This is a genomic window from Allobrachymonas wangyanguii, assembly GCF_045055315.1.
Lineage (GTDB): Bacteria > Pseudomonadota > Gammaproteobacteria > Burkholderiales > Burkholderiaceae_C > Brachymonas > Brachymonas wangyanguii.
Map to the genome: position 1 here is coordinate 1,883,722 of NZ_CP173677.1, position 24,797 is coordinate 1,908,518.

29 protein-coding genes are annotated in these 24,797 nt (G+C 64.4%); 14 read left to right on the forward strand and 15 right to left on the reverse strand.

From position 1 onward, the window contains the following. The first annotated feature begins 76 nt into the window (after nt 1-76). Nucleotides 77-616, forward strand: a complete 540-nt coding sequence (locus tag ACI3EV_RS09140) for a VOC family protein (RefSeq protein ID WP_329771503.1) — start codon at nt 77-79, stop codon at nt 614-616. 11 nt (nt 617-627) lie between these two features. Further along, nucleotides 628-1,278, forward strand: coding sequence for a maleylacetoacetate isomerase (gene maiA, locus ACI3EV_RS09145; RefSeq protein ID WP_337690433.1), 651 nt, complete (start codon nt 628-630; stop codon nt 1,276-1,278). A 119-nt stretch (nt 1,279-1,397) separates the two neighbouring features. Here maiA and ACI3EV_RS09150 read toward each other — a convergent pair whose 3' ends face one another. The 4 genes from ACI3EV_RS09150 to ACI3EV_RS09165 form a co-directional block, all read right to left on the reverse strand. Continuing rightward, the gene (locus tag ACI3EV_RS09150; RefSeq protein ID WP_337690432.1) at nt 1,398-2,291 is read right to left on the reverse strand and encodes an inositol monophosphatase family protein; all 894 of its coding nucleotides are present in this window, start codon (nt 2,289-2,291) and stop codon (nt 1,398-1,400) included. A gap of 153 nt (nt 2,292-2,444) precedes the next feature. Continuing rightward, entirely contained in the window at nt 2,445-3,221 is a 777-nt protein-coding gene (locus ACI3EV_RS09155; RefSeq protein WP_337690430.1) for a DUF4136 domain-containing protein, read from the reverse strand. A gap of 224 nt (nt 3,222-3,445) precedes the next feature. Beyond that, nucleotides 3,446-5,164 carry a cation acetate symporter gene (locus ACI3EV_RS09160; RefSeq protein WP_329771507.1) on the reverse strand — a complete coding sequence of 573 codons (1,719 nt, stop codon included), beginning with the start codon at nt 5,162-5,164 and terminating at the stop codon, nt 3,446-3,448. Next, the gene (locus ACI3EV_RS09165) at nt 5,161-5,490 is read right to left on the reverse strand and encodes a DUF485 domain-containing protein (protein ID WP_329771508.1); all 330 of its coding nucleotides are present in this window, start codon (nt 5,488-5,490) and stop codon (nt 5,161-5,163) included. The genes ACI3EV_RS09160 and ACI3EV_RS09165 overlap by 4 nt, the downstream gene beginning before the upstream one ends. Before the next feature lie 360 nt (nt 5,491-5,850). Between ACI3EV_RS09165 and ACI3EV_RS09170 the strand changes: the two genes are divergently transcribed. From ACI3EV_RS09170 to ACI3EV_RS09190, 5 genes are all read left to right on the forward strand, one after another. After that, entirely contained in the window at nt 5,851-7,674 is a 1,824-nt protein-coding gene (locus tag ACI3EV_RS09170) for a DUF294 nucleotidyltransferase-like domain-containing protein (RefSeq protein ID WP_337690428.1), read from the forward strand. A gap of 13 nt (nt 7,675-7,687) precedes the next feature. Then, nucleotides 7,688-8,347 (forward strand): 3'-5' exonuclease, encoded by a 660-nt coding sequence (locus ACI3EV_RS09175; RefSeq protein WP_329771510.1) that lies wholly within the window; start codon nt 7,688-7,690, stop codon nt 8,345-8,347. Nucleotides 8,348-8,410: 63 nt separating this feature from the next. Beyond that, nucleotides 8,411-10,258: a glutamine--tRNA ligase/YqeY domain fusion protein gene (locus ACI3EV_RS09180; protein WP_337690424.1), complete on the forward strand. Its 1,848-nt coding sequence runs from the start codon at nt 8,411-8,413 to the stop codon at nt 10,256-10,258. Between the two features lie 108 nt (nt 10,259-10,366). Further along, nucleotides 10,367-10,837 (forward strand): YeeE/YedE thiosulfate transporter family protein, encoded by a 471-nt coding sequence (locus ACI3EV_RS09185; protein WP_337690422.1) that lies wholly within the window; start codon nt 10,367-10,369, stop codon nt 10,835-10,837. After that, a complete protein-coding gene (locus ACI3EV_RS09190; protein ID WP_337690419.1) occupies nt 10,837-11,244 on the forward strand; it encodes a DUF6691 family protein in 408 nt (135 codons plus the stop codon). Before ACI3EV_RS09185 ends, ACI3EV_RS09190 begins: the two co-directional genes overlap by 1 nt. A gap of 13 nt (nt 11,245-11,257) precedes the next feature. Here the strand turns inward: ACI3EV_RS09190 and ACI3EV_RS09195 are convergent, their stop codons facing one another. The 6 genes from ACI3EV_RS09195 to ACI3EV_RS09220 form a co-directional block, all read right to left on the reverse strand. After that, the gene (locus ACI3EV_RS09195; RefSeq protein ID WP_329771514.1) at nt 11,258-11,557 is read right to left on the reverse strand and encodes a hypothetical protein; all 300 of its coding nucleotides are present in this window, start codon (nt 11,555-11,557) and stop codon (nt 11,258-11,260) included. Nucleotides 11,558-11,654: 97 nt separating this feature from the next. Beyond that, a complete protein-coding gene (locus tag ACI3EV_RS09200; protein WP_337690417.1) occupies nt 11,655-12,008 on the reverse strand; it encodes a DUF488 family protein in 354 nt (117 codons plus the stop codon). A gap of 90 nt (nt 12,009-12,098) precedes the next feature. Further along, nucleotides 12,099-13,100, reverse strand: a complete 1,002-nt coding sequence (locus ACI3EV_RS09205) for a metal ABC transporter solute-binding protein, Zn/Mn family (protein WP_337690415.1) — start codon at nt 13,098-13,100, stop codon at nt 12,099-12,101. A gap of 6 nt (nt 13,101-13,106) precedes the next feature. Then, entirely contained in the window at nt 13,107-14,018 is a 912-nt protein-coding gene (locus ACI3EV_RS09210) for a metal ABC transporter permease (RefSeq protein ID WP_329771517.1), read from the reverse strand. Continuing rightward, nucleotides 14,015-14,800 (reverse strand): metal ABC transporter ATP-binding protein, encoded by a 786-nt coding sequence (locus ACI3EV_RS09215; RefSeq protein ID WP_329771518.1) that lies wholly within the window; start codon nt 14,798-14,800, stop codon nt 14,015-14,017. The genes ACI3EV_RS09210 and ACI3EV_RS09215 overlap by 4 nt, the downstream gene beginning before the upstream one ends. Next, entirely contained in the window at nt 14,797-14,928 is a 132-nt protein-coding gene (locus tag ACI3EV_RS09220; RefSeq protein ID WP_329771519.1) for a hypothetical protein, read from the reverse strand. Before ACI3EV_RS09220 ends, ACI3EV_RS09215 begins: the two co-directional genes overlap by 4 nt. A gap of 167 nt (nt 14,929-15,095) precedes the next feature. Between ACI3EV_RS09220 and queE the strand changes: the two genes are divergently transcribed. The 6 genes from queE to ACI3EV_RS09250 all read left to right on the forward strand — a co-directional run bounded on the left by queE (nt 15,096) and on the right by ACI3EV_RS09250 (nt 18,935). Further along, a complete protein-coding gene (gene queE, locus ACI3EV_RS09225) occupies nt 15,096-15,734 on the forward strand; it encodes a 7-carboxy-7-deazaguanine synthase (RefSeq protein ID WP_337690412.1) in 639 nt (212 codons plus the stop codon). 9 nt (nt 15,735-15,743) lie between these two features. Further along, nucleotides 15,744-16,118 (forward strand): 6-carboxytetrahydropterin synthase, encoded by a 375-nt coding sequence (locus ACI3EV_RS09230; RefSeq protein WP_329771521.1) that lies wholly within the window; start codon nt 15,744-15,746, stop codon nt 16,116-16,118. Between the two features lie 15 nt (nt 16,119-16,133). Next, the gene (gene crcB / locus ACI3EV_RS09235) at nt 16,134-16,532 is read left to right on the forward strand and encodes a fluoride efflux transporter CrcB (RefSeq protein WP_337690410.1); all 399 of its coding nucleotides are present in this window, start codon (nt 16,134-16,136) and stop codon (nt 16,530-16,532) included. An 86-nt stretch (nt 16,533-16,618) separates the two neighbouring features. Beyond that, nucleotides 16,619-17,635 carry an LLM class flavin-dependent oxidoreductase gene (locus tag ACI3EV_RS09240; RefSeq protein WP_329771533.1) on the forward strand — a complete coding sequence of 339 codons (1,017 nt, stop codon included), beginning with the start codon at nt 16,619-16,621 and terminating at the stop codon, nt 17,633-17,635. Between the two features lie 49 nt (nt 17,636-17,684). Further along, complete coding sequence (locus ACI3EV_RS09245; RefSeq protein WP_329771523.1) at nt 17,685-17,936, forward strand: hypothetical protein; 252 nt, start codon at nt 17,685-17,687, stop codon at nt 17,934-17,936. A 9-nt stretch (nt 17,937-17,945) separates the two neighbouring features. Then, entirely contained in the window at nt 17,946-18,935 is a 990-nt protein-coding gene (locus ACI3EV_RS09250; protein ID WP_018715188.1) for a YihY/virulence factor BrkB family protein, read from the forward strand. A gap of 1 nt (nt 18,936) precedes the next feature. Here ACI3EV_RS09250 and folK read toward each other — a convergent pair whose 3' ends face one another. From folK to ACI3EV_RS09275, 5 genes are read right to left on the reverse strand one after another with little or no spacing between them, the layout of a single operon-like run. Next, the gene (gene folK / locus ACI3EV_RS09255; RefSeq protein ID WP_337690406.1) at nt 18,937-19,416 is read right to left on the reverse strand and encodes a 2-amino-4-hydroxy-6-hydroxymethyldihydropteridine diphosphokinase; all 480 of its coding nucleotides are present in this window, start codon (nt 19,414-19,416) and stop codon (nt 18,937-18,939) included. Then, on the reverse strand, nt 19,413-21,065 hold the full coding sequence (gene pcnB / locus ACI3EV_RS09260; RefSeq protein ID WP_337690404.1) for a polynucleotide adenylyltransferase PcnB: 1,653 nt from the start codon (nt 21,063-21,065) through the stop codon (nt 19,413-19,415). Before pcnB ends, folK begins: the two co-directional genes overlap by 4 nt. Before the next feature lie 3 nt (nt 21,066-21,068). After that, the gene (locus tag ACI3EV_RS09265; RefSeq protein WP_329771527.1) at nt 21,069-21,746 is read right to left on the reverse strand and encodes an HAD family phosphatase; all 678 of its coding nucleotides are present in this window, start codon (nt 21,744-21,746) and stop codon (nt 21,069-21,071) included. After that, nucleotides 21,743-22,438 (reverse strand): DnaA regulatory inactivator Hda, encoded by a 696-nt coding sequence (gene hda, locus ACI3EV_RS09270; RefSeq protein ID WP_329771528.1) that lies wholly within the window; start codon nt 22,436-22,438, stop codon nt 21,743-21,745. The genes ACI3EV_RS09265 and hda overlap by 4 nt, the downstream gene beginning before the upstream one ends. A gap of 53 nt (nt 22,439-22,491) precedes the next feature. Then, the gene (locus ACI3EV_RS09275; RefSeq protein WP_337853531.1) at nt 22,492-23,589 is read right to left on the reverse strand and encodes an AI-2E family transporter; all 1,098 of its coding nucleotides are present in this window, start codon (nt 23,587-23,589) and stop codon (nt 22,492-22,494) included. Nucleotides 23,590-23,707: 118 nt separating this feature from the next. Here ACI3EV_RS09275 and purM point away from each other — a divergent pair, with 118 nt between their 5' ends. Further along, nucleotides 23,708-24,736: a phosphoribosylformylglycinamidine cyclo-ligase gene (gene purM / locus ACI3EV_RS09280; RefSeq protein WP_329771530.1), complete on the forward strand. Its 1,029-nt coding sequence runs from the start codon at nt 23,708-23,710 to the stop codon at nt 24,734-24,736. Nucleotides 24,737-24,797: the final 61 nt, after the last annotated feature.

Consider the following 24,797-nt stretch of genomic DNA (forward strand, 5'->3'; position numbering starts at 1 on the left):
CCTCCATTCCAGGAGACAAGGGCATGCACGCCGGGCTCCACCCACTTTTTTCATCCGATTTCACAAGGAGCTCCCCATGAGCCTGATCCAGCATATCCACCACGTAGCCTACCGCTGCAAGGACGCCAAGGAAACCGTCGAGTGGTACGGCAAGCACCTCGACATGAAATTCGTGCTCGCCATCGCCGAGAACGAAGTCCCCTCCACCAAGGCCCCGGATCCGTACATGCACGTGTTCCTGGACGCCGGCAATGGCAACATCCTGGCCTTCTTCGAGCTGCCGACACGCCCCGAGATGGGCCGTGACGAAAACACCCCGGCCTGGGTACAGCACCTGGCGCTGAAGGTCGATTCCCTTGACACCCTGGTCAAGACCAAGGAGCGCCTGGAAGCCGCCGGCATCGAGGTACTGGGCCCGACCGAACACACCATCTTCAAGTCGATCTACTTCTTCGATCCCAACGGCCACCGCATCGAACTGGCAGCCGACACCGGTACGCCCGAGATGTACAAGATGCTGGACGAGGTGAAGTGGGACATGCTGAACGAGTGGGCCGAAACCCGCCGTGCGCCCGAGCATGCCCGCTGGATGCACGACGGCAGCGCTGCCCACTGAGCCACGCCCGCATGAGCAAGCTCTACACCTACTACCGCAGCTCGGCGGCCTACCGCGTCCGCATTGCCCTGAACCTGAAGGGCATGGCGTGGACCACCGTGCCGGTGCATCTGGTGAAGGATGGCGGCCAGCATCGCAGCGACAGCTACCGCGCCACCAACCCGCAGGCGCTGGTGCCCGCGTTCGAACTCGATGACGGCAGCGTGCTGACGCAGTCGCTCGCCATCATGGAATATCTGGACGAGACCCAGCCCGGACCTGCGCTGCTGCCGGCCGATGCCCTCGGCCGCGCCCGCGTGCGTGCGCTGGCCCAGGCGATTGCCTGCGACCTGCACCCGGTAAACAACCTGCGCGTGCTGCAGTACCTGAGCCAGGAACTGCAAGTCACGCCCGAGCAGAAGGACGCCTGGTACCGCCATTGGATCGGCATTGGCCTGCAAGGCCTGGAAACGCTGCTGGCCGGCCACCCCGCCACCGGCACCTTCTGCCATGGCGACACGCCGACCATCGCTGATTGCTGCCTGGTGCCGCAGATCTATAACGCGCGCCGCTTCAACTGCCCGCTGGATGATTATCCGACGATCCTGCGCATCGTCGCTGCCTGTGAAACGCTGCCGGCATTCCAGCAGGCCGCGCCCGAAGCCCAGCCTGACGCCGACTGAATCTGCGCGGCCGTTAGCTGCCCCACGCCTGGCCTGCGCCCTGCAGCCAGGCGTTTTTTCTGGCGCAAAAAAAGCCGCTTCCGGCAGGAAGCGGCTATAGGAACGCTCGCTGATGCTGATCAGGCCTCGGCGTCGCCTTCGGTTCCTGCCTCGGCTTCGGTTTCGGCCGCTTGCTGCTCGGCCATGCGCTCGCGCATGGCTTCCTCGCCGTAGCGGCTGTACTGGTTCAGCATGCCAACCATCAGGCCGTAGATCTTGGGGTTGGCGGCCAGGCATTCCTGGCTGAACAGGAAATCGGCTTCACCGGTGAAGTTGCCAACCAGGCCACCGGCTTCCTGCACCAGCAGGCTGCCTGCAGCCACGTCCCAGGGCTGCAGGCCGGTCTCGAAGAAACCATCGCTGAAACCTGCGGCGACATAGGCCAGATCCAGTGCGGCAGCGCCCGGGCGGCGCACGCCGGAGGTCTTCTTCATCATGTCAGTGAACATCTGCATGAACTGGCCGTAGTCCTGACCCGGACGGAACGGGAAGCCGGTGGTAACCAGGCAGTCGGCCATGCGGATGCGCTTGCTGACGCGGATGCGACGATCGTTCAGGAAGGCACCACGGCCACGCGTGGCGGTGAACAGGTCGTTGCGGCTGGGATCGTAGATCACCGCCTGCTCCATCTTGCCGCGCACGGCGAGCGCAATGCTCACGCAATAGACCGGGAAACCGTGGATGAAGTTGGTGGTGCCATCGAGCGGGTCGATGTACCAGACGAAATCGCTGTCGGGATTGCCATGCGCCTGACCGGTTTCTTCGGCAAAGAAGCCGTGCTGCGGGTAGGCGGTATGGAGGATATCGATGATGGCGTGTTCGGCCTGCTGGTCCACTTCGGTCACATAGTCATTGACCTGCTTCTGGCTCACGCGGACGGACTCGATGTCCAGGGAGGCACGGTTGATGATGGCGCCAGCGGCGCGCGCAGCCTTGATGGCCACATTGAGCATGGGGTGCAGGGTAGATGACATGTGAATTGTGTACAAGAGCAGGACAGAATGGCCGCTGTCGATGCAGCGCCATCGGGAATCGCACGATTTTACGTGAGCGCGCCGAAATCTGCACCCCCGGCGTCGCCTGCACCCCACAGGCAAGCGGTGTATCGGGTGCAGGATCGATCTGGATCAGGGGCGCGATGCCGCCGCTGCGGGAGCTGCGGCCTGCCCTGTCGGCAGGCGCCTGGCGCCGGTATCGGCATCAAACTCGATCTTGCGCGTCTGGCCGTTCTGGCCCGGGAAACCGTCAAATGCAGATTGCATCAGGTACGGCATGAGCGAGGGCAGCTGTACCGGGTTGCCGGCATATTGCGCGGTCGATTCGAACACCGCCGGAGCTGCCGCACTGCCCTGCTGTTGCGCCCGGTCACGGATACGCACCTTCAGGCTGTAGGTGTGCAGCGGCTGGCGCACCAGCTGTTCGGTCAGGTACATGCCACCCCAGGCACCGCCCAGGCCGCCATCTTCCCAGTGGTCCCAGGGACCAAAGCCCGGGCCAAAGTTGTAGCCTGGCCAGCCCCACCATGGCATGTCACGGTAGACCGGACGCGTATATTCGATGATCTCGCGTTTCAGCGTCACGCCCATGTCGGCCTCCAGCCGCGCCGATTCCGGCCTGGCGGCCGGCACCAGCCCCTGCGCCTGCAGCGCACGCGACAGCTGATTCTCATAGGTCTGGCGTTCCAGCTCGCTCAGTTCCAGCGTACCCGGCTGCGGGTTCTGCACGATGGTGTAAGTAGCGCCACGCGTATGCTGCGGCCACTGGTTGAAGTTGGTAACCTGGGTGCTGAAGGTGGTGCTGCAACCGGCCAGCAAGGCGACGCCGGCGGCCAGCGCAATGGCCGTCAATGGCCGGCGCGCTGCGGCAACGGTCTGGTGGGAATCGGTATGAACGGACTGCGTCATGGCCCTGCTCCTGTCAATGCTACGGCCAGCCATCCGTGGATGACCGGCCGGGCAGGAATCTCCTGCCTTGTGTTTCATTCTTGCAGGATATCGATACCATCGCCAGCAAATAGTTCACGCCGACTGGCGCTTCGCGGCAAGGTCCGGACGAAAAAAAACCGGGCTGGAACAGCCCGGCAAATCAGGCGGCCCTTGCGGGCTCGCCTGGGTTGCAACTGGTGCAATTAGTGGTCAGACGCCTTGGCAGCACCCAGACCGGTCTCGGAACGGATCTGCTGGGCCGGGAACGCAGCGCGCTCCTTGGCAGCCTGCTTGCTGTTGTCCAGGATGGAGAACAGCCAGATACCGACAAAACCGATGGTCATGGAGAACAGGGCCGGCGAGGTGTAGGGGAACAGCGCGGAACCCTTGGGGTTGCCCAGCACGGCTTCCCACACCGACGGCGACACGATGGTCAGCGCGACGGAGGAGATCAGGCCCAGGAAGCCACCGATCACGGCACCCTTGGTGGTCATGTTCTTCCACATGATGGACAGGAACAGCACCGGGAAGTTGGCAGACGCCGCGATGGCGAAGGCCAGGGACACCATGAAGGCGATGTTCTGACGCTCGAACAGGATGCCCAGCAGTACCGCGATGATGCCCAGGGCCACGGTGGTGATACGGGACACGCGCAGTTCAGCCGCGTTGTCGGCATTGCCCTTCTTGAACACGGTAGCGTACAGGTCGTGCGACACGGCGGAAGCGCCGGACAGGGTCAGACCCGCCACCACGGCGAGGATGGTCGCGAAAGCCACGGCAGAGATGAAGCCGAAGAACACGTCACCGCCCACCACTTCAGCCACCAGCACCGCAGCCATGTTGGCCGTACCGGCACCGCCCTTGATCACGCCCTTGGTCGTGTCGGCAAAGGTCGGGTCGGTCAGCACCAGGGTGATGGCGCCGAAACCGATGATGAAGATCAGGATGTAGAAGTAGCCGATCCAGGTCGTGGCCCAGGCCACGGACTTGCGTGCTTCCTTGGCGTTCGGCACGGTGAAGAAACGCATCAGCACGTGCGGCAGGCCGGCGGTACCGAACATCAGCGCCATGCCGAAGCTGATGGCAGAGATCGGATCCTTGATGAAGCCACCCGGGCCCATGATGGACAGGCCAGTCTTGGCAGCCGCTTCAGGCGTGGCACCACCGGCTTGTGCGATGGCAGTCTTGACCTGGACAGCGTGGCTGAACAGGGCTTCGGGGCTGAAGCCATACTTCATCAGCACCATGAAGGCCATGAAGGTCACGCCGGACAGCAGCAGCACGGCCTTGATGATCTGCACCCAGGTGGTCGCAGTCATGCCGCCGAACACCACATAGGCCATCATCAGGATACCCACGATGATCACGGCAATGATGTAGTCCAGGCCGAACAGCAGCTTGATCAGCTGGCCGGCACCCACCATCTGGGCGATCAGGTAGAAGGCCACCACCACCAGCGTGCCGCAGGCGGCAAACGCACGGATCGGGCCCTGCTGGAAGCGGTAGCCGGCCACGTCGGCAAAGGTGAACTTGCCCAGGTTGCGCAGGCGCTCGGCCATCAGGAAGGTAATGATGGGCCAGCCGACCAGGAAGCCGATCGAGTAGATCAGGCCGTCGTAGCCGGTTGCCATCACGGCAGCAGAAATGCCCAGGAAGGACGCAGCAGACATGTAGTCGCCAGCAATCGCCAGACCGTTCTGGAAACCGGTAATGCCACCACCGGCGGTGTAGAAGTCGGACGCCGACTTGGTGCGGCCAGCCGCCCACTTGGTGATGCCCAGGGTGGCGACCACGAACACGGCAAACATGATGATGGCAGTCCAGTTGGTGGCCTGCTTGGCGGTTTCGCCTACGTCACCACCGGCCGCCAGGACGGTACCCGCTGCCAGCAGCGAGCCCAGCGCAAGGGAGATTTTTTTCATTTGCTGGCTTCCTTCAGGATCTCTGCGGTGATGGCGTCGTACTTGGAGTTGGCACGACGCACGTAGATGGTGGTGATGATGATGGTGAAGACGATCACACCCATGCCCAGCGGAATACCCAGCGTGGTGACGCCAGTGCCGATCGGCTGTGCCAGGAACTCCTTGTCAAAGGCGATCAGGGCGATATAGCCGTAGTACACGACCAGCATGATGATGGCCAGCGTCCAGCCGAACTTGTTGCGTTCTGCTTTCAGCGCCTGATACTTCGGGTTGTTGCTGATCTTCTGGATGATTGGATCATTTGCAACGTTGGGATCACTACTCATGGGTATGTCTCCTTGTTGATGAGGGATATGGGCTGCGTTAACGGGGGGCTTCATGTTGTTGAAACTCGCAGCGCACACTGCAACCGGAGGGAATTAGAACGGGTTACAAGACGTCACAGGCTTGGAGGAAACCCGTAAATTCGCAAAAAATGTTGCGCCGCACGACCTGGTTTTGATACAGATCAGATTTTGGAAAATTTCGCCTAGGTGCTAACCCTTGAACGGGATCAATCCGGCTTCAGGGTTTCTCCGAATCGCACGGTCGTGCTGTGATCCGGGTGCCACACAGGGTCAGTACCACTGCCGGCAAACCGGTGTTGACGCTAGACTGACAGATGCACTTTTTCCTGTGTTCCTGCCATGCCCAACGCCTTCAACTTCGACGCCTCACCATTCGACAGCCTGAGCAAGGGCGAACAGCAACTGGTCCGTGACAACGTCGATATCGCCTACTTCCGCAAGGACGACGTGATCCTGGATGTCGGTGCCGAGCCGAAGCACCTGTACGTGGTGATCAAGGGCCATGTGGCGCAGATGGAGGGCGACGAAGTGCTCTACATGTACGGCCCGGACGACACCTTCGACAGCCGCGGCCTGATGGCGGGCAAGAGCAGCCATCGCTTCATCGCGCAGGAAGAAGTGCTGGCCTACGAACTGGCGCAAGACACGGTGCTGTCACTGATCGCCGACAACGCCACCTTCAGCGCCCTGCTGTTCTCCAGCCTGGGCGACAAGCTCAGCGCCCTGTCGCAGCGCCATGACGAACAGGAAATGCAGTCGCTGACGCTGGCACGGCTGGATTCGGCCGTGATGCATCCGCCACACTACGTGGATGCCGATACCGACATCGTGGAAGTGGCGCGCGTGTTTTCCGAGCACAACACCACGCACGTGCTGGTGCGCGACGACACCGGCACGCTGCCACGCCTGGGCATCTTCTCGAGCACGGCGCTGCCCCGAGCGATCCTGGATGGGCGCCCGCTGGACGACCTGCCGGTCGGCGACCTGGCCACCTACAACCTGATCACGCTGCCCCCCGACAGCCTGATGGGCGAGGCGCTGACCATGATGCTGCGCCACCGCATCCACCGCATCATCGTGGCCGAGCGGGCCGAGGTGCTGGGCGTGATCGAATCGCTGGACGTGTTCAGCTTCCTGTCCAACCACTCGCACCTGATCCTGACGCGCATCGACCAGGCGCTCAACCTGGAGATGCTGGCCGACGCCGCCAGCCAGACGCGCGGCATGGTGCAGCAGCTCTACCGCAGCGGCACCAATGTCGGCCTGATCGGCAACCTGGTGCAGGAAATCAATGCGCGCCTGTTCGAGCGCGCCTGGGAAATGGTGGCACCGCGTGAACTGGTCAGCAACAGCTGCCTGATCGTGATGGGCAGCGAGGGCCGTGGCGAGCAGCTGCTCAAGACCGATCAGGACAACGGCCTGATCCTGCGTGACGACTACACGCCACCCGACAACCTGCAGCAGATCTGTGATGATTTTTCCGCGGCGCTGACGCGCTTTGGCTACCCCGAGTGTCCGGGCCGCATCATGCTGAACAACCCGGACTGGCGCGGCACGCGCGCCGACTGGGTGTCACGCACGCGCGGCTGGCTGATCAGCGGCCAGCCGGAAAGCATGATGAACCTGGCGATCTTCCTCGACGCGCATGCGGTGGCCGGCGATGGCCGCCTGCTGCAACACGTGACGCAGCGCCTGTGGGAACTGTCCACCGACAACGACGCCACGCTGAACCGCTTTGCCGCCGCGATCGACGCCTTTGGCAGCGGCAGCAGCTGGCTCGGACGCATGTTCTCCATCGGCGAGGACAGTGACCTGCTGCACATGAAGAAGATGGGCATCTTCCCTATCGTGCATGGCATGCGCAGCCTGGCGCTGGCCAACGGCATCCAGGCCACCAGCACGGTGGATCGCATCCAGGAACTGGTGACCAAGGGCCAGCTGCGCAAGGACTGGGGCGACGAGCTCAAGCACGCGCTGCACTTCTTCATGGGGCTGCGCCTCAAGGCCGGTCTGAAGGAGCTGGAAATGGGCAAGCCGGTCAGCGGCGAGGCCGATCCCAAGTCCATGAGCAGCCTGGACCGCGACCTGCTGAAGGACAGCCTGGGCGTGGTCAAGCGCTTCAAGGCCACGCTGCGCCAGCGTTTCCGCCTGGACGTGATCTGAGGACGGAGGCAGCATGGCATTTGGCAGTCTTGCAAGCAAGTCCTGGCTCGGCGGCCTGCGCCAGCGCTGGCAGAAGAACCAGCTGGCATCGGACGAGTTCTCCTTCCTGTTCGATGAACCGCCGCCAGACGAATACATCTCGCTGGATTGCGAGACCACCGGCCTCAACGTGCGCACCGACGACATCATCTCGATCGGCGCGGTGCGCATCCACGGCAATCGCATCCTGAGCAGCCAGCGTTTCGAGGTGCTGGTACAACCGCAAGGCACGGTCTCGGCCGAGAGCATCCGCGTGCACCGCCTGCGCGAGGCCGATGTGGCCTGCGGCATCCCGGTCGATATCGCCATGCTGCAGCTGCTGCGCTTTATCGGCAGCCGGCCGCTGGTCGGCTACTTCCTCGAGTTCGATGCCGCCATGATCAACCGCGCCATGAAGCCGCTGATCGGCATCCGGCTGCCCAATCGGCAGATCGAGGTCTCGGCCATGTACTACGACTACAAGTTCAAGCGCCTGCCCTCGTACAAGCAGCATGACAATGCCGATATCGACCTGCGCTTTGACACGCTGATGGACGACCTGCAGCTGCCGCGGCGCGATGCGCACGATGCGCTGAACGACGCCGTGATGGCGGCGCTGGCCTTTATCAAGCTCAAGGAGCTGGGACAGTCCTGAGCGCCGGGCGGTTTCCGCCGTGGCAGGCCTGCAAGTGGCGGGCAGCCGGCTAAAATCGGGGGCATGACTACACATGCACCGAATACCCCTGCTGCGGCCGAAGACACCAGCAGCAAGCCCAGCAACTTCCTGCGCCAGATCATCGAGTCCGACCTGGAACAGGGCACTCACCGCCAGCGCCACTGGGGCGGTTCGCCAGGCGATGCAGCGCACCACCAGGCTGGCGCGCTGGACCCGGCGCGCATCCGCACGCGCTTCCCGCCCGAGCCCAACGGCTACCTGCACATCGGCCACGCCAAGAGCATCTGCCTGAACTTTGGCCTGGCCCAGGATTACGACGGCGTCTGCCACCTGCGCTTTGACGATACCAACCCGGAAAAGGAAAGCCAGGAGTACGTGGATGCCATCGTCGAGGCAGTGCACTGGCTAGGCTTTGACTGGACCAGCGACCTCAACGGCCAGCCCGAGACCCACCTGTACTACGCCAGCAACTATTTCGAGCTGATGCACCGCGCTGCGGTCTACCTGATCGAACAGGGCCTGGCCTATGTGGACGAGCAAAGCGCCGACGACATGCGCAAGCACCGCGGCGACTTCACCACGCCCGGCACCGATAGCCCGTTCCGCAGCCGCAGCGTGCAGGAAAACCTGGAGCGCTTTGCCCAGATGCGCAACGGCGAGCTGGCCGATGGCGCGGCCGTGCTGCGCGCGAAGATCGACATGGCGCACCCCAACATCAATATGCGCGATCCGGCGATCTACCGCATCCGCCGCGCGCACCACCACAACACCGGTGACCAGTGGTGCATCTACCCGATGTATACCTTTGCCCATCCGATCGAGGATGCGCTGGAAAACATCACGCACAGCATCTGCACGCTGGAATTCGAAGACCAGCGCCCGTTCTACGACTGGCTGCTGGATCATCTGGCGGCTGGCGGCATCATCAACACGCCGCCTTCGCGCCAGTACGAATTTGCCCGCCTGAACCTGACCTATGTCGTGACCAGCAAGCGCAAGCTCAAGCTGCTGGTCGATGACGGCCATGTGCAGGGCTGGGACGATCCGCGCATGCCGACGCTGGCCGGCCTGCGTCGCCGCGGCTACACGCCCGAGAGCCTGCGCCTGTTCTGCGAGCGCATCGGCGTGACCAAGGCCGACAGCTGGATCGATTACGGCACGCTGGAAGGTTCGCTGCGCGACGTGCTGGATCCGGTAGCGCCGCGCGCCATGGCGGTACTGGACCCGCTGCGCGTGACAATTACCAACTGGGATGCGCTGATGGGCGTCGGAACGCTGGAAGACTGCCAGGCACCGGTGCATCCGCACCATCCGGAGATGGGCCAGCGCCGCATGCGCCTGGGCCGCGAGGTCTGGATCGAGCGCGAGGACTTCATGGAAGTGCCGGAAAAAGGCTATCGCCGCCTCTACCCGCCGCACACCAATGCCAGCGGCCAGGCCGTGGAAGGCAACAAGGTGCGCCTGAAGTACGGCTATGTGGTGGCCTGTACCGGCTTCGAGAAGGATGCCGATGGCCAGGTCAGCAATGTGCTGGTCGAACTGATTCCCGACACCAAAAGTGGCACGCCGGGTGCAGACAGCGTCAAGGTCAAGGGCGTGATCGGCTGGGTCGGTGCCGAGGATGGCGTGCAGGCTGAAGTACGCCTGTATGACCGCCTGTTCACCGAAGCCCATCCGGATGCTGGTGGCCGCGACTTCCTGACCGTGCTGAACCCGGACAGCCTGAAGACGGTGACGGCCTGGGTCGAACCGTCTGCGGCCGACGTCGGTCCGAAAAGCCATTTCCAGTTCGAGCGCCTGGGCTACTTTGCCAGCGACCGTGTCGATCACGCCAGTGGCAAGCCGGTATTCAACCGCGTGACCGGCCTGAAGGACAGCTGGGCCAAGTAAGACGGCACACCGTCATGACATGCAGGGTGGCTCACAGGCCACCCTTTTTTGTCCCCAAGGCCCTATGGACTTGTCGGGATCAGCGCCACCTCATACAATATACAAATCATGAATATATTAACCGAACCCTTCCCCTACGGCTGGCTTCACTATCTGGTGGGCGGCATGTGCATTGGCCTCGGTGCTGCGGTGCTGTACGTGCTGACCGGCCGCTTTGGCGGCCTCAGCCCGGTCTACACCACGACCTGGTCGTTTTTCATCAAGCACCCGTTCTTCCACCAGGCGCGCTTCATCGCTTCGCGCAACTGGCGGCTGGTCTACGCGCTGGGCGTGGTACTGGGTGCCTTTGTCTGGTGGCTGCTGCTTGGCAACGGCGAGCGCGTCACCACCACGATTCCGGGCTGGCAGCTGCTGCTGGGCGGGCTGTTTGTCGGCTATGGTGCGCGCCTGGGCGGCGGCTGCGCCTCCGGCCACGGCATCTGTGGCATCGGTTCCTTCCACATGCCCTCGGTGGTGGCGGTGCTGACCTTCATGGCGACCGGCCTGCTGACGGCCAACCTGATCACGAGGTGGCTCTGATGGCCAAGACCCTGTCTACCCTGCTGGCCGGCCTGCTGTTCGGTTTTGGCCTGGCGCTCTCCACCATGATGATGCCGGAGATCGTGCTTGAATTCCTGATGCTGAATGACCTGGGCCTGATGCTGGTCATGGGCGGCGGCATTGCCGTGGCCACGCTGGGCCTGGTGCTGGGCCCGAAACTGCTGAAGAAACCGGTGTTTGCCGAAACCTTTGACCGCTATACCAGCGGCATCAGCCGCAACATGCTGGTCGGCTCGGCGCTGTTCGGTGTCGGCTGGGGCCTGTCGGGCGTCTGCCCCGGCCCGATGCTGGCCGGCCTGGGCGTCGGCAACTGGGATGTGCTCTGGGGCATTGCCGGCATGGCGCTGGGCGCGCTGGCACACGGCCTGATGCACAAGCCCAGCTAAGCCGTCAACACGCTTACAGCTTCTTCGCGCCCGGCGGCATGCCGGTGCTCAGGGCCTCCGTATCCACCTTGGGTGCGGAGGCCTTGCTGTCGGCGCTGTCCATGTCGTGCATGGCTTCGGTCGGCGCAATCACGGTGCTGCTGCTGGCAGTGACCGGGCTTTCGGCGGCCTGCTCGGCCTGCACGGCATTCAGCGATTCCGTGGTGCTGACGACCGCAGCAGCGCCCTGGGCGACAGCGGCGGAACAGGCGGCAGCGGCAACCGCTGCGATCAGGGCCTGGATAAAGGACATACGGGGTGCGGGTTTGGACATGGTGCTCTCTCTTTCTTGTCTTTGAACCATGTCTTCACTATAAAAAACCGGCCAAGTCTGGCGTGTAGGACGCCGGCTTGCATCACTGCCGGATTTTTCAGGACTGCAGCAACTCGCGGATCACCACCAGGTGGCTGTGTTCCGGATCACGTGCAGCCGTCAGCAGATGGATCTCGCCATGCTGCTTTTCCAGCGCACGGATACGATCCAGCGCCTGTTGCGCCTCGGGCTCGGCCAGTTCCTGCCGCAGGCGCCGGCAGAATTCGTCAAAGCGTCCCTCGCGGTCTTCATGGAACCAGACGCGCAATGCGGTCGAGGGCGTGGCCGCCTTTTCCCAGACCGTACCTTCCAGCCGCTCCTTGCGCACGCCGCGCGGCCAGAGCCGGTCCAGCAGCACCGCCGGCAGGTGCTCGGCGGCATCGAAATCATGAACGCGCATCACGGTGTACATGGCACTCTCCGGCGACTAGGATACGCCTCCCATGATACGGATGCCAGCCTTGCCGCACTAGCCGGCCGCACTGGCAGCAGGGTCAAGCATTCAGTGCATCGCCTGCACCAGATGCGTGACGTTATAGCGTATCAGGCCGACATAGCTGGTAGCCGGCCCTTCCGGCGGGCTCAATGCGTCCGAGTACAGCGGCTGGTTCTGCACTGTCACGCCGGCTTCCTGGCTGATCTGCTCGACCAGGCGCGGATCCTTGATGTTCTCCATGAACACGGCCTTGACCTGTTGCTCGCGGATCTGGCGGATCAGGCCAGCCACGGCACGGGCGGAGGGCTGACTGTCAGTGCTGACGCCCTGCGGCGCCAGGAACTGCAGCTGGTAGCGCTGGCCCAGATAGGCGAAGGCATCATGGCCGGTCACCACCTTGCGCTTTTCCGGCGGAATGCTGGCAAATTCCGCGGCCGCCCAGCTGTCCAGGTCACGCAGGATCTGCTGGTAGTCGGCCAGGCGTTGCTCATACCCCTGCTGGTGGGCCGGATCGGCCTGAATCAGCGCCTTCGCAATATTGGCGGCATAGGCCTGCATCAGCACCGGGTTCTGCCAGATGTGCGGGTCGGGTGCGGCAGCATCATGCTGGCCGCCGGCCTTGTCGTGATCGTGATCATGTTCGTCGTCGTGCGCATGCCCGCCAGCCAGCGTCTTGATGCCTGCGCTGGCGATGGCCACCGGCACCTGGCTGTCACGCACGGCTCGCTCCAGCGCCGCGCCCTCATAGCCCAGCCCGTTCATCAGCACCAGCTGCGCCTCGCCCAGCCGGCGGATATCGGCCGGCGTGACCTGGTAGACGTGAGCGTCCTGACCCGGCCCGACGATATCCAGCACCTCGACCTGCTCGCCGCCAATCTGCCGTGCCACATCGCCAAGAATGCTGAAGCTGCTGACAACGCGCAACGGCGCAGCCCCTCCCATCGCGGGCTTGTCAGCCATGCTGGCCACCGGCTCGGTCGTCTGGCGTTCGCCACAGCCCGCCAGCAGCAACAGGCTGGCAGCCGCTGCCACCAGCGTCAGGCGGCGTCCGGAAGAGGGTCGATTCATGGCGATTTACTCCTGGTGGGCGTGTGGCTCAAAGCCGGCACGCTGGTGGCGCCGGTGCGACAGCCAGCGCGGCAGCAGACCGCCCTGGCTGGCAAACACCAGCGAGAAGAAATACATGGCACCGCACAGCAGGATGATGGACGGGCCCGATGGCAGGTCAAAGTGGTAGGACAACAGCAGGCCACCGTAGCCACCCAGCAGGGCCAGCAGCGCGGCCAGCAGCATGATGCCGCCCATGCGCAACTGCCAGAGCCGTGCCGTGATTGCCGGCAGCATCATCAGGCCGACCGCCATCAGCGTACCCAGCGCCTGGAAGCCGGCGACCAGATTCAGCACCACCAGCATCAGGAACAGCACATGCCAGACGGCGCCGCGACTGCCGACCGATTGCAAGAACACCGGATCGATGATCTGCACCACCAGCGGCCGGTAAATCAGCGCCAGCACGATCAGCGTGATGCTGGAGACGCTGGCTACCAGCGTCAGCGCCACCGCATCCACCGCCAGCACCGAGCCGAACAGCAGATGCAGCAGGTCCACCTGGCTGCCGCTGACGCTGACCATCAGCACGCCAATCGCCAGGCAGCTCAGGTAGAAGGCGGCAAAGTTGGCATCTTCACGCAGCGTGGTGTAGTGGCTGACCAGGCCGACGCCCAGCGCCACCAGCAGCCCGGCCAGCAGGCCACCCAGCCCCATCGCCATCACGTTGAAGCCGGCCAGCAGGAAACCAGCCGCCACGCCTGGCAGCACGGCGTGCGCAATCGCATCGCCCATCAGGCTCATGCGGCGCATCAGCAGCAACACGCCCATCGGCGCCGCGCTGAGTGACAGGAAGAACACGCTGGCGAGCGCGCGACGCATGAAGGCAAACTGGACGAACGGCTCCAGCAGCAGGCCGTAGAGCAGGGTCTCGCTCATGGCTGGCCTCCGTGCGCATGGACGTGATCGTGTTCATGGCCGATCTGCTCCGGCTGCACGCGGCACCATTCGTCGTCAGCGGCATCGTCCTGGCGAAAACCGCTGGCGCGCTGCAGATTGGCGTCGGAAAGTACCTCTTGCGCCGGGCCGCTGGCCATGACCTCGCGTGCCAGCAGCAGCGCATGGTCAAACCAGTGGCGTGCCTGCGCGGCATCGTGCACCACGGCGATGATGCCCTTGCCCTGCTGCTGGCACTGTTGCAACAGCATCAGCAGCGATTGCGTAGTATAGGCATCCATGGCGTTGAAGGGTTCATCGAGCAGCAGGAAGCGGGCGTCCTGCACCAGCATGCGCGCAAACAGCACGCGCTGGAATTGCCCGCGTGACAGCGCCGCGATCTGGCGCTGCGCAAACGCCGCCATGCCGACCTGTTCCAGCGCCTGTTGCACGCGTTTCCGCTGTGCACGATCCAGGCCGCCAAACGGCCCCAGCTCATGCCACAGGCCAAGCGCCGTCAACTCGGCCACCGTCATCGGCAGGCTGCGGTCAATTTCGGCCTGTTGCGGCAGGTAGGCCAGGTCACGCCGCTGCAGGCCCTGCCATTGCACGCTGCCGGTATCGCAAGGCAGCAGCCGCATGATGGCCTTGAGCAGCGTGCTCTTGCCGGCGCCGTTGGGACCAAAGATGGCCCAGGAGCTGCCCGCCTCGAAGCGCGCAAAGGCATGGTGCACCGCCGGCACGCTGCGATAGCTCACGGTGATGTTGTCCAGCACGATGCTCATGCCTGCAGCACCAGGTAATGGACGGTCCAGATCAACGCGACCAGCAGCAGCGCGACCAGCAGGCGGAAACCGGCTCCTCGCAGCAGCCAGGAGGTCGATTCCGGAGGGGAAGAAGTCGGGGAGGACATGCGGTATCTGCAGCCGCCTGTTGGAGCGGCCCAGCTCATTATTGCAACAATGTTGCGATTATACGCCTGATCCGTAGAAGGCCAGCCACGCTGCATTTGCCGGCATGCTGCAGCGCGGCGATAATTCCGGGTTACGCGCAATCCTGCGCACACCCTTATGCATTGTCATGGCCTACCAGATCAAGGAAATCTTCTACACGTTGCAAGGCGAAGGCCTGCAGGCCGGCCGGCCGGCCGTGTTCTGCCGCTTTGCCGGCTGCAACTTCTGGAACGGCCGCGAGCAGGACCGGGCCCAGTCGATCTGCAGCTTTTGCGATACCGACTTTGTTGGCACCGATGGTACGCTGGGCGGAACCTTCCGCGAAGCCACCGAACTGGCGCGCCATATCGCGGCGCAGTGGCCCGCCGGCCAGCCCGGCAAGCCCTACGTGGTGCTGACTGGCGGCGAACCGCTGCTGCAGGTCGATGATGCCCTGGTCGATGCCTTGCACGCCGAAGGCTTCGAGGTGGCGGTGGAAACCAACGGCAGCATCGCCGCACCAGCCGGCATCGACTGGATCTGCGTCAGCCCGAAATCGCTGCAGCACTGGGTGCAGCGCAGCGGCAACGAGCTCAAGCTGGTCTGGCCGCAAGCTGGCATGACGCTGGACGCCGTGCGCGACAACACCGATTTCGCCCACTACCTGCTGCAGCCGCTGGACGATGTGCAACGCAGCCAGCACACGCAGACCTGCATCGCCGCCTGCCTGAAGGATCCGCGCTGGCGCCTGAGCCTGCAGACCCACAAGATTACCGGGATCCGCTGAGAACCCATCATGCAATTCGAACTGTCACAGACCTTTTTCTTTGAAGCCGCGCACACGCTGCGCCGCAAGCTGGACGATGCCGCCGAAGTGGCCGGCAGCAAGCGCATCCACGGCCACACCTACCACGCCTCGGTCAGCCTGTCCGGCCTGCCTGCGGCCGATTCCGGCATGGTGATGGACCTGGCGCTGCTGCGCGCCCAGATTGCCACGCTGCGCAGCCAGCTGGACCACCACTTCCTCGACGAAGTCGAGGGCCTGGGTCAGCCGACGCTGGAAAACCTCTGCCTCTACATCGCGCGCCACATGCAGGCGCAAGGCATCCAGCCGAGCCAGGTGCGCGTCTGGCGGGAGGCCAGCGGCGACAGCTGCGCGCTGACGCTGTAAACCACGACATTGATCATGCCGGCGCTGCTGCCTTCCCTGCTGGCGATCGCCATTGGCGCTGCCGCCGGTGCCATCCTGCGCTGGCTGCTGGCACTCTGGCTCAACACCCTGTTTCCGGCGATTCCGCCCGGCACCCTGGTCGCCAACCTGGTGGGCGGCTACCTGATCGGTATCGCGCTGGTCTTTTTTGCCCACCATGCCGAGCTGTCGCCCGCATGGCGGCTGCTGGTAATCACCGGCTTTCTCGGTGGCCTGACCACGTTTTCCACCTTTTCGTCCGAAGTCACGCACCTGCTGCTGCAGGGGCGGCTGCTGATGGCGACCGGTGCCATCGGCCTGCATGTAGCCGGCTCGCTGCTGATGACGCTGCTCGGCATGGGCAGCGCACAGCTGCTGCGACGCTGGCTGGCCTGAACGTTTTACCGCCCGGTTTGCAAGGTCATGCAAGCCGTGCGACCATGAACCAGTCTCCGTTTTCCACCAAAAAGAAAGGACTGTTCATGTCGCTGCTCGCGCAAACCCGACTCTCCATGCTCGATCTGGTGCCCGTCCGTGAAGGCGCCAGCGTGGCCGATGCCCTGGCCCAGGCCGTACGCACCGCCCAGCATGTGGAACAGCTCGGCTTTACCCGCTACTGGCTGGCAGAGCACCACAACATGGCCGGCATTGCCAGCTCGTCCACCGCCGTGCTGATTGGCCATGTGGCTGGCCAGACCCGCACCATCCGTGTCGGTTCCGGCGGCGTGATGCTGCCCAACCACGCACCGCTGGTGGTGGCCGAAGCCTTCGGCACGCTGGCCACGCTGTATCCGGACCGCATCGACCTGGGCCTGGGCCGTGCGCCTGGCACCGATCCTGTCACCATGCGCGCACTGCGCCGCAACCGCAGCGAATCTGCCGATGACTTCCCGCGCGAAGTGGCCGAGCTGATGCACTACCTGGGCGAGCCCGAACCGGGCCAGAAGGTGATTGCCAACCCGGGCAGCGGCACCCAGGTGCCGATCTGGCTGCTGGGCTCCAGCCTGTTCAGCGCGCAGCTGGCGGCCGAGCGCGGCCTGCCCTACTCCTTTGCCTCGCACTTTGCACCGCAGATGCTGCTGCAGGCGATTGACTTGTATCGCCGCAACTACCGCCCGTCGGAACGCCACCCCAAGCCTTACGTGATGATCGGCGTACCAGTGGTCGCCGCGCCGACCGACGAGGAAGCGCAATTCCTCGCCAGCAGCAGCTACCAGCGCGTGCTCAGCATCCTGACTGGCCAGCGCGGCCTGTTGCAGCCACCAGTGGAGAACTTCCTGCAGCAGCTGGGCCCGCAGGAGCTCAACGGCATCCGCCAGTTCCTGGCCTGCTCGGTCGTCGGCGGTCCGGCAACCGTGCGCGAGGGCTTCGACCAGTTGCTGGAAGCCACGCGCGCCGACGAACTGATCCTGGTCAGCGACCTGTATGATCCGGAGTTGCGCCTGCGCTCGCTCAGCATTGCCGCCGAAGTCTGGCAGCAGGCGCGCCAGACCGCCTGATCCACCTGCCCAACCTAGCCCCATGCGCCGATCACCACGCCTGTTGCCCTTGCTCCTCCTGCCCCTGCTGCTGCAGGGCTGTGGCGTCACTGCCGTCGCCGGCGCAGTTGCCGGCGCGGCGATCAGTGTCACGGGTGCCGTGGTCTCCACCGGCGTCAAGCTCACCGGCAAGGCCATCGGTGCCGGCATTGATGCCGTGAGTGGCAGCGATGCGGCAGATGCCGGCGTGGCCGTCGGCAACCAGGCCACGCCACCGCCCGCTCCAGCACACGAACCAGTGGTCGCCGACCCGCACTACTGAGGCCCTGCCATGTCGCTGCCGCAACGCCTGCTGCACCCCCTGCGCTATGCCTGGCACCTGCTGCAGACCACGGCACGCGAATGGCTGGATGACGGCTGCCCGCAGTACGGGGCAGCGCTGTCCTATTACGCCGTGTTCAGTCTGGCCCCGCTGCTGGTGATTCTGGTGGCGCTGGTCGGCCTGTTCATTGGCAGCGGTGCGGCCCAGCAGCAACTGATCGGCGAAATTGCCCAGATGGCCGGCCCCCGGGCCGGGGAACTGGCGCAATCCCTGCTGCAGGCGGTGAACCGGCCGGGTGAAGGCACGCTGGCCTCGCTGATCGCGCTGACCGTGCTGCTGGTGGGCGCCACCGGCGTGCTGGTACAGCTGCGCACCGCACTCGACCGCATCTGGCTGCACCGGCCACAGCCGCAACCACAAGGTCAGCTGCTGCATACCGTCTGGCGCACCATCTGCACGCGCATGCTGTCGCTGTCGATCCTGCTGGCGATCGGCTTTCTGATGCTGGTATCGCTGGCTGCTTCGGCCTATCTGTCGGCGCTGGACCGCTGGATTGCCGGCCAGACCTCGGGCATGCTGGAGTTGGCGCGCGTGCTCAACCCGCTGCTGTCGATGGCGGTGCTGACCTTCTTTTTCGGCATTCTGCTGGCCGGACTGCCTTCGCGGCCACTGGGCTGGCGGCAGATCCTGCCCGGCGCGCTGCTGGCAGCCGTGCTGTTTACCGTGGGCAAAAGCCTGATCGGGCTGTATATCGGCAGCACCTCCACCACCTCGGTCTACGGCGCTGCCGGATCACTGGTAGCCTTGATGATCTGGGTCTATTTCTCGTCGCAAATCCTGCTGTTCGGCGCCGAATTTGCCTGGGTGCTGCACATGACACCGGCCGGCCAGCTGCCCGGCTCACCGGCCTATCTGCAGGCGGCCGGACAGGCGCTGCGTCGCTACCAGCGCCAGCTGCTCGACAACGCGGACCCGCCCGGCAAGGCGCCGGCCAGCTGATTCAGGCCAGCCGCTCAATCGCCTGATCGGCCACCGCCTGCAGCACGTCCGGCGGCACCAGTTCCGCATCGATTTCGGCCAGCGGTACCAGCACGAAAGCACGCTGCAACATGCGCGGATGTGGCAGCTCCAGCTCCGGCGTCTGCTGACGGACACCGCTGTACAGCAGCACATCCAGATCCAGTGTGCGCGGTGCATTGCGGTAGGGCCGTTCACGGCCAGCCTGCTGTTCCAGCCCTTGCAGCGCCTGCAGCAGCGCCAGCGGGGCCAAGCTGGTGCGCAAACGCGCCACAGCATTGATGAAATCCGGCCCGCTGGCATCCACCGGCGCCGTGCGGTACAGCGACGAGGCGGCCTCCAGCCGGGTCTGCGGCAGCGCATCCAGCGCCTGCAGGGCCTGCTGCACCGACTGTCGCGCATCGCCCAGATTGCCGCCCAGCGCAACCCAGGCCAGCGACGGTGCCACGATGGCGGAAGTCATGCGTCTGCGCCGGAGTCGCTGCCGGCATCGCCTGCCGGCTTGCGGCGGCGGCGCGGCTTGCGCACAGCAGCGTCATCCTGCGCCGGCAAGCTGTCCGCCGCCTCGTGCGCCACAGGGGCTGCGCCATCTGCCGCTGCGGCCGGCTTGCGACGGCGGCGACGGCGTTTTTTCGGCGCGTCGGCATCGGGCAGTACCGATTCCCCGGCCACCTCGGCTGCCGGCTTGCTGCTGACCAGATGCACCTTGCCACCGGCGCGTCCCTGCTGCTGGACTTCACGTTGGCGCTGACGCTGCTGTTCGCGCGCGGTCGCGATCAGGTCTTCGCGCAGCGCATCGTTGGTAGTACCGCTGAAGGTCTGCCACCAGTCCGCCAGCGATTCCTCCACCTCGCCGACGTGCGAACGCAGACGCAGGAAGTCGAAGCCGGCGCGGAAGCGCAGCTGCGCCACCAGGCTGTAGGGGCTGTTGCCGCTGCGCTTTTCGAAGCGCGGCTGCATCATCCAGATCTCGCGCATGTCGGCGGCCAGCTTGCCGCGGCCGGAGACATCGCCAATGCAGGCGTCGAACACCTCGTCGATCGCCTCCTGCAAGCCGACAAACGGCGGCTTGCGCTCGGCGGTCTTGCGCGCCCAGGCCTCGCGCACATCCTGCCACAGCAGGCAGGACAGCAGAAAGCTCGGGGCCACCGGCTTGCCCTCACCCACCCGGCGGTCGGTATCCTGCAAGGCGGCGTTGACGAAGGGATCATCGGCCCGCTGCACCGCCAGCGTCAGTAGCGGATAGATGTTGTCGGTCAGCTGGTGCTTGCGCAGAATGCCGATGGTGCCCAGCGCATGGCCGGTCTGCAGCAGCTTGAGCATTTCGTCGAACATGCGGCTTTGCGGCACGTCGTGCAGCAGCGGCAGCGCCTCGCGGATCGGCGCCGAAGTCGCCTTGTCGAGACGGAAATCGAGCGGGCTGAGCTTGGCCGCAAAGCGGATGGCGCGGATGATGCGCACCGGATCCTCGCGGTAGCGCGCCATGGCATCACCAATCATGCGGATGGTGCGGTTCTTCACGTCCGCCATGCCCTTGTGGTAGTCCACCACTATCTGGCGCTCCGGATCGTAGTACATGGCGTTGATGGTGAAGTCACGGCGTGCCGCGTCCTCGTCCTGCGGGCCCCAGACGTTGTCGCGCAGCACGCGGCCGGAGGCATCGACCGCATGCTGCACGCCCTCGAGCGCGCGGCGGCTGGTCTTTTCGTTGCCGTTCACATGGGCGGCATCGGAGGCATGCAGATAGGCGCGGAAGGTCGAGACCTCGATCACCTCATGCTCGCGGCCACGGCCGAACACCACGTGCACGATGCGGAAACGGCGGCCAATGATGAAGGCGCGGCGGAACAGGCTCTTGACCTGCTCGGGCGTGGCATTGGTCGCCACATCAAAGTCCTTGGGCCGCATGCCGACCAGCAGGTCGCGCACGGCGCCGCCGACGATGTAGGCCTCGTAGCCGGCTTTTTTCAGCGTCTGCACCACGTTGAGGGCACGCTCGTCCACCAGGGAGACATCGATCTGGTGGACCGATTGCGGCACCTCGACGCGCTTGCCGAAATGCGGCTGCAGCTGTTCCTTGCCGAGCAGCTTGTTGATGAATCGCTTGATCATGGCTTACGCCTTGGGAAACAGGTCGAGAATGCGCCAGCCGCGGGCTTCGGCCAGCATGCGCAGGCGCTCGTCCGGGTTGGTGGCCACCGGCACGTCGGCGCGCTCCATCAGGGGCGCGTCGTTGATCGAGTCGGAGTAGAAAGTGATGAAGGTATCGCACCAGTCCAGCTTGCGCTCGGTCAGCCACTGGGTCATGTTGTGCACCTTGCCTTCGCGCAGGTTGGCCATGCCCTCGACATTGCCGGTAAACCAGCCATCAGGGCCGCGTTCCAGCTCGGTAGCGATGATGTTCTGCTCATCAAAGCCCAGCAGCGTGCCAATCGGGCCGGCAATGAAGCGGTTGGTGGCGGTAATCAGCACCAGGGTATCGCCGGCATCGCGGTGCTGCTGCAGCAGTTCCAGCGCCGCCGGGTGCACCGCCGGCTGTACGTAATCGGTCAGATAGCGCGCATGCGCCGCATGCGCTTCTTCGGGCGTGTGTTCGCGGATCGCGCGCGTGACGAAACGCACGTACTCGTTCATGTCGAGCACGCCCTGCTCGTACTGCTCGTAGAAGGCCTCGTTCTGGCGCGACATGTCCTCGGCGTCCGTCCAGCCGATGGCATTGGTGAAATGGGTCCACATGAAGTCCGAGTCGATCGGCAGCAAGGTGTGGTCGAGATCAAAAAGCGCAATTTTCATGAGTCATTCATCATTTGTTTCAGCAGCGGCACGGTGATCGCGCGGCGCGTTTCAAGAGCGTAGTCGTCCAGCATGGCCAGTAACTGGCTCAGGCTCCCCAGGTCGCGGGAAAACCGGCTGAGCATGAAGCGCAACACCTCGTCGGACAGATCCAGGCCGCGATCCTGCGCTTCCTGGCGCAGGGCGCGCTGCACATCGTCCTCGGACAAGGGCTGCAGGCCGAACATCTGGCCCCAGCCTAGCCGGGTACGCAGGTCTTCGCGCAGCGGCAGATCCGTGACCGGCAGGCTGCCGGCCGACAGCACCCAGCAGGGTTCACCCTGTTGCGGCGTCATCGCGTGGATGAACCAGTTGAAGGCGGTGTGCTGCTGCTCCGGGCTGTAGGCATCGACTTCGTCCAGCAGCACCACGCTCCAGCGCGGATCAAACGGACGGGCATAGCCGCCACAGGGCGTGGAGGCATCGAGCCAGCCGGCTTCGCGCCCCTGTTCACGCAGGGTCTGCAGCACGCCTTGCAGCAAATGGGTCTTGCCGCTGCCTTCCGGGCCCCAGACATAGGTCGGACGCAGTGAGGGGTGGCTGTCATGCAGCACCGATTGGACACGCGCCAGTACCACGGCGTTCGGACCGGGGATCCAGGAGTCCAGCCGCGGGCTGGGCGCCAGGCCGATATCGAGCGGGAGTTGTTTCATGGGGAGAGACACGCCGCCATTTTACGGGATGCAGCCGTTCCCCGCCGGACAGCTCAGTGGTTGTACAGATCGCTTCTGAAATAGCGCTCGCGCAGGCGGCGCACCGCCACCAGCAGCACGGCACTGCAGGGCAGCGCCACCAGCACGCCGACAAAGCCGAACAGCTGGCCAAACGCCAGCAGCGCAAAGATCACCACCAGCGGGTGCAGGCCGATGCGTTCGCCCACCAGCCGCGGCGTGAAGTAGTAGCTTTCGATCATCTGACCCGAGGTATAGACCACGCCGACCATGATCAGCGTCTTGGTCAGGCCGAACTGCAGCAGGCCGAGCACGATGGCGATCACGGTGCCGACGCCAAAGCCCAGATAGGGTACGAACACCGCCAGCCCGGTGAAAATGCCGACCGGCCAGGCCAGATCCAGCCCGAACAGCATCAGGCCGACGCTGTAGTAGGTGGCCATGATGATCATCACCAGCAGCTGGCCGCGCAGGTACTGGCCAAGCAGCGTATCAGCCTCCTGCACGAAGCTGGTCACGCCTTCGCGCATGCGCAATGGCACCAGCCGGAAGACAGTGGCAATGAACTTGTCCCAGTCCAGCAGCAGGTAGAACAGCGCAATCGGAATCAGCACCAGGTTGCCGATCACCGACAGCGCCACGCTGCCGCCAATCATCAGCGAATTCAGCAGCGACTTGACGAAGCTCGGCTCGCCCGGCGCGGCCGGCGTCGTGCCGCTGTTGCTCAGCCACTCGATCACCACCCCACGCAGCGATCCCAGATTCACCTCGAACGGAATGCCGTAGCGGTCAAACATCTCCTGTACCCAGATCACGCCACGGTCCAGCAGCACCGGCAGCTGCTGGCGGATGATCGGCCCCTCCTTGATCACCACCGGCACGATCAGCATCGCCACACCCAGCACCGCCAGGATGAACACCAGCATCACCAGCACCACCGCCAGCCAGCGCGGCACGCGGCCACCCAGCCAGCCACTGATGCGGTCGACCAGCGGATTCAGCGCATAGGCCAGCACGGCGGCCACGATGAACGGCGTCAGCACCGGTCCGAGCGCCCACAGCACCAGGCCCAGCACGACGACCAGCAGGGTTCCGTTCAATGTCCGCTTCAGGTTGGGGCTCAATTCGATCATGGAGGGAGGAAGGTCTTTACAATACGGGCAAGGCCATGGTCAGGCAGCAAATGCCTGTGCTGACAGCACGATACTCCAAGTTTGTGCATTCCGTTTATCGCAATCCGAATTTCTCCCCATGCAAACTCCCATTTCCTACAAAGACGCCGGCGTTGACATCGATGCAGGCGATGCCCTGGTTGAACGCATCAAGCCGCTCGCCAAGAAAACCATGCGCGACGGCGTGATGGCCAGCATCGGCGGCTTCGGCGCGCTGTTCGAGGTGCCCAAGCGCTACCAGGAACCGGTGCTGGTATCCGGTACTGATGGCGTCGGCACCAAGCTGCGCCTGGCCTTCGAGTGGAACATGCATGACACCGTCGGCATCGACCTGGTCGCCATGAGCGTGAACGACGTGCTGGTGCAAGGCGCCGAGCCGCTGTTCTTCCTTGACTACTTTGCCTGCGGCAAGCTCGATGTCGATACCGCAGCCGCGGTGGTTGGCGGCATTGCCGAAGGCTGCGTGCAAAGCGGCTGTGCCCTGATCGGCGGCGAGACTGCCGAAATGCCCGGCATGTATCCCGATGGCGAATACGACCTGGCCGGCTTTGCCGTGGGTGCGGTCGAAAAAAGCAAGATCCTGAGCGGCCAGAATGTGCAGGCCGGCGACGTGGTGCTGGGTCTGGCCAGCCATGGCGTGCACAGCAACGGCTTCAGCCTGGTGCGCAAGTGCCTGGAACGCGCCGGCAGCAACCTGCCGACCACGCTGGACGGCCTGCCCTTCCGCGACGCCATCATGCGCCCGACGCGCCTGTACGTGAAGCCGGTGCTGGCGGCCCTCGACAAGCATCCGATCAAGGCACTGGCCCACATCACCGGCGGTGGCCTGCTGGAAAACATCCCGCGCGTGCTGCCCGAAGGCATGGTGGCGCGCCTGGTCAAGGGCAGCTGGCCGCAGACCGAGCTGTTCGCCTGGCTGCAGCAGACCGCCGGCATCGACGACATCGAGATGAACCGCACCTTCAACAACGGCATCGGCATGGTGCTGGTGGTGGATGCGGCCAACGCCGAAGCCACCGCCGCCACGCTGCGCGAACTGGGCGAAACCGTCTACACCATCGGCCAGATCGCCGCTGCTGACGGCGAAGCCACGGTGACGGTCGCCTGATCGGTTGCAAGCAGATGACAAGGGCGCTTCGGCGCCCTTTTTTGTCGCCTATTTGTTACTC

What these genes read in the sequence shown, in the direction of transcription:
- ACI3EV_RS09160 (WP_329771507.1), bottom strand. Translation starts at nt 5,164, where the DNA reads ATGAAAAAAATCTCCCTTGCGCTGGGCTCGCTGCTGGCAGCGGGTACC.
- pcnB (WP_337690404.1), bottom strand. Translation starts at nt 21,065, where the DNA reads ATGATCAAGCGATTCATCAACAAGCTGCTCGGCAAGGAACAGCTGCAG.
- ACI3EV_RS09155 (WP_337690430.1), bottom strand. Translation starts at nt 3,221, where the DNA reads ATGACGCAGTCCGTTCATACCGATTCCCACCAGACCGTTGCCGCAGCG.
- ACI3EV_RS09210 (WP_329771517.1), bottom strand. Translation starts at nt 14,018, where the DNA reads ATGAGCGAGACCCTGCTCTACGGCCTGCTGCTGGAGCCGTTCGTCCAG.
- ACI3EV_RS09275 (WP_337853531.1), bottom strand. Translation starts at nt 23,589, where the DNA reads ATGATCGAATTGAGCCCCAACCTGAAGCGGACATTGAACGGAACCCTG.
- ACI3EV_RS09215 (WP_329771518.1), bottom strand. Translation starts at nt 14,800, where the DNA reads ATGAGCATCGTGCTGGACAACATCACCGTGAGCTATCGCAGCGTGCCG.
- ACI3EV_RS09230 (WP_329771521.1), top strand. Translation starts at nt 15,744, where the DNA reads ATGCAATTCGAACTGTCACAGACCTTTTTCTTTGAAGCCGCGCACACG.
- ACI3EV_RS09180 (WP_337690424.1), top strand. Translation starts at nt 8,411, where the DNA reads ATGACTACACATGCACCGAATACCCCTGCTGCGGCCGAAGACACCAGC.
- ACI3EV_RS09140 (WP_329771503.1), top strand. Translation starts at nt 77, where the DNA reads ATGAGCCTGATCCAGCATATCCACCACGTAGCCTACCGCTGCAAGGAC.
- hda (WP_329771528.1), bottom strand. Translation starts at nt 22,438, where the DNA reads ATGAAACAACTCCCGCTCGATATCGGCCTGGCGCCCAGCCCGCGGCTG.
- purM (WP_329771530.1), top strand. Translation starts at nt 23,708, where the DNA reads ATGCAAACTCCCATTTCCTACAAAGACGCCGGCGTTGACATCGATGCA.
- queE (WP_337690412.1), top strand. Translation starts at nt 15,096, where the DNA reads ATGGCCTACCAGATCAAGGAAATCTTCTACACGTTGCAAGGCGAAGGC.
- ACI3EV_RS09205 (WP_337690415.1), bottom strand. Translation starts at nt 13,100, where the DNA reads ATGAATCGACCCTCTTCCGGACGCCGCCTGACGCTGGTGGCAGCGGCT.
- ACI3EV_RS09150 (WP_337690432.1), bottom strand. Translation starts at nt 2,291, where the DNA reads ATGTCATCTACCCTGCACCCCATGCTCAATGTGGCCATCAAGGCTGCG.
- ACI3EV_RS09195 (WP_329771514.1), bottom strand. Translation starts at nt 11,557, where the DNA reads ATGTCCAAACCCGCACCCCGTATGTCCTTTATCCAGGCCCTGATCGCA.
- ACI3EV_RS09240 (WP_329771533.1), top strand. Translation starts at nt 16,619, where the DNA reads ATGTCGCTGCTCGCGCAAACCCGACTCTCCATGCTCGATCTGGTGCCC.
- folK (WP_337690406.1), bottom strand. Translation starts at nt 19,416, where the DNA reads ATGACTTCCGCCATCGTGGCACCGTCGCTGGCCTGGGTTGCGCTGGGC.
- maiA (WP_337690433.1), top strand. Translation starts at nt 628, where the DNA reads ATGAGCAAGCTCTACACCTACTACCGCAGCTCGGCGGCCTACCGCGTC.
- ACI3EV_RS09220 (WP_329771519.1), bottom strand. Translation starts at nt 14,928, where the DNA reads ATGTCCTCCCCGACTTCTTCCCCTCCGGAATCGACCTCCTGGCTGCTG.
- ACI3EV_RS09185 (WP_337690422.1), top strand. Translation starts at nt 10,367, where the DNA reads ATGAATATATTAACCGAACCCTTCCCCTACGGCTGGCTTCACTATCTG.
- ACI3EV_RS09165 (WP_329771508.1), bottom strand. Translation starts at nt 5,490, where the DNA reads ATGAGTAGTGATCCCAACGTTGCAAATGATCCAATCATCCAGAAGATC.
- ACI3EV_RS09175 (WP_329771510.1), top strand. Translation starts at nt 7,688, where the DNA reads ATGGCATTTGGCAGTCTTGCAAGCAAGTCCTGGCTCGGCGGCCTGCGC.
- ACI3EV_RS09190 (WP_337690419.1), top strand. Translation starts at nt 10,837, where the DNA reads ATGGCCAAGACCCTGTCTACCCTGCTGGCCGGCCTGCTGTTCGGTTTT.
- ACI3EV_RS09200 (WP_337690417.1), bottom strand. Translation starts at nt 12,008, where the DNA reads ATGTACACCGTGATGCGCGTTCATGATTTCGATGCCGCCGAGCACCTG.
- ACI3EV_RS09170 (WP_337690428.1), top strand. Translation starts at nt 5,851, where the DNA reads ATGCCCAACGCCTTCAACTTCGACGCCTCACCATTCGACAGCCTGAGC.
- crcB (WP_337690410.1), top strand. Translation starts at nt 16,134, where the DNA reads ATGCCGGCGCTGCTGCCTTCCCTGCTGGCGATCGCCATTGGCGCTGCC.
- ACI3EV_RS09250 (WP_018715188.1), top strand. Translation starts at nt 17,946, where the DNA reads ATGTCGCTGCCGCAACGCCTGCTGCACCCCCTGCGCTATGCCTGGCAC.
- ACI3EV_RS09265 (WP_329771527.1), bottom strand. Translation starts at nt 21,746, where the DNA reads ATGAAAATTGCGCTTTTTGATCTCGACCACACCTTGCTGCCGATCGAC.